This is a genomic window from Streptomyces sp. SID9727, from assembly GCF_010550605.1.
Taxonomy (GTDB): Bacteria; Actinomycetota; Actinomycetes; order Streptomycetales; family Streptomycetaceae; genus Streptomyces.
Map to the genome: position 1 here is coordinate 1 of NZ_JAAGNI010000132.1, position 2,030 is coordinate 2,030.

The following is a 2,030-nucleotide window of genomic DNA, read 5'->3' on the forward strand; positions in this document are numbered from 1 at the left end:
CGCCGGGGCCGGAGCCGCCACGGACGCCCACCACCCCACCGCGCCCGACCCCGGCGGACACGGCGCCCGGCGCGCGGTCGAGGCCGCCCTGGACGCGGCGGGCTGGGCCGCCCACGAGGTCGGGCACGTCAACGCCCACGGCACGTCGACTCCGCTGAACGACGCGATGGAGGCCGAGCTGATCGCCCGTCTCTTCCCGCACCGGCCCCCGGTCACCGCCCCGAAGGGCGTCCTCGGGCACACGCTCGCCGCCGCCGGCGCGATCGAGGCCGCCGCCACCGTGCTCACCCTCGAACACGGGGTCGTCCCGCCGGTCGCCAACCTGGACGCCCCGCCCGCCGACTGGGACATCGACTGCGTCACCAAGGCGCCGCGCCGCCTGCGCGTCGAGCGGGCCGTCAGCCACTCCTTCGGCTTCGGCGGCCACAACGTCGCCCTGTGCTTCGAACGCGTTCGCCCCTCCGGACGGTGAACATCTGCCCGAGCCCGGTGTCCTGACCGTACGCCGGTCGTTCAGCCTTGTATGACCACCACGCTCACCGTCGCCGACCCCCTCGCACGCCCGCTCACCTCCGTACTCCTCGGCGCCGACGCGCGCCGCGAGCACGGCTTCTGGCGGCGGCTCGTCGCCACCGAACCGTTCCGGCTGCCCCCCGGTCCGGGCGCCGGCGGAACCCCGGACGAACGGCTCGCCCGCGCGTACGCCCGGCTGCGCACCCTCAACGACGCCCTGGACAGTGCCGCCCGCCCGGCCTCCGACTTCCGGGCGCTGGCGGCCCTGCACGAGTGGCTGGCCCCGGTCGACCCGGCGCTCGCCACCATCGCGGGCATCCACTACAACCTCTTCCTCGGCAGCCTCCTCGACCACATCGCCGACAGCCCCCGGGACCTGTCGGACTTCCTGACGCTGCGGCGTACCGGAACCTTCCTGTGCACGGAGGTGGCGCACGGCAACGACGCGGCGGCCGTCGAGACGACCGCCGCCTACGACCCGGTACGCGACGGGTTCGTGCTGCACACCCCGCACTGCGGGGCGCAGAAGTTCATGCCCAACACCGGACGGCCGGGCGGCCCCAAGTCGGGGCTCGTCGCCGCGCGGCTGCTGGCCGGCGGGGCCGACCGGGGAGTGTTCCTGCTGCTGGTGCCGCTCACCGACACCGAGGGACCGCTGCCCGGCGTCCGGGTACGCGGGCTCCCGGCGCGCATGGGCAGCCCCGTCGACCACAGCCTGACCTCGTTCGACCACGTCTTCGTGGGGCGCGAGGCGCTGCTGACCGGTCCGCAGGGGCGGATCGACGGCGACGGGGTGTTCCGCAGTGCCATCGAGGGCCGCAGGCGCCGCTTCCTCGCCTCCATCGCCCGCGTCGTCACCGGCAGGATCTCCATGAGCGCCAGCGCCGTCGGCTCGGCCCGCGCCACACTGGCCGTCGCGGTGCGGTACGGCGGCCACCGCCACGTCTCCGCCGGGCGCGGGGCGCGGCTGCCGGTGCTCGCGTACCGCACCCACCACGGGCCGCTCGCCGAGGCCATGGCCACGGTCTTCGCCATGAGCCTGCTGCACCGCCGCGTCCTGGACCGCTGGGAGGCGGCGGCCGGGGCGGGGCCCGGGGCGGGGCCCGGGGCCGGGCGGGAGGCGGCCGAGCGTCTTGTGGACATCGCCAAGGGCTGGATCACCTGGCAGGCCAGGGACGTGATCGTGGAGTCCCGGGAGCGCTGCGGCGCCCAGGGCCTCCTGGAGAGCAACGGGATGGCCGCGCTCGTCACCGGAGTCGAGGGCGCCATCACCGCCGAGGGCGACAACCTGGCCGTCCACGCCAGGGCCGCCGCCGCCCTGCTCGCCGACCGCCCCCCGTACGAGCCGGCCGCCCCGGCCCACGGCGACCTCACCGACCTCCGGTTCCTGGTCCGGCTGCTGGGGCGCGCCGAGGAGCTGTGGTTCGAACGCGCCGGGGCCCGGGCGGCCCGGACGGCGCAGGGCGATCCGCTGGGCCGGTGGAACGCGGCGGCGGGCCCCGCGCTGCGCGGGGTCG

1 protein-coding gene and 1 pseudogene are annotated in these 2,030 nt (G+C 76.6%); both read left to right on the forward strand.

From position 1 onward, the window contains the following. Positions 1–472: pseudogene (locus G3I41_RS08160) on the forward strand (3-oxoacyl-ACP synthase); the annotation flags it as partial. Between the two features lie 51 nt (positions 473–523). Continuing rightward, on the forward strand, positions 524–2,030 hold a 1,507-nt coding region (locus G3I41_RS08165; protein WP_164399632.1), incomplete at its 3' end, for an acyl-CoA oxidase.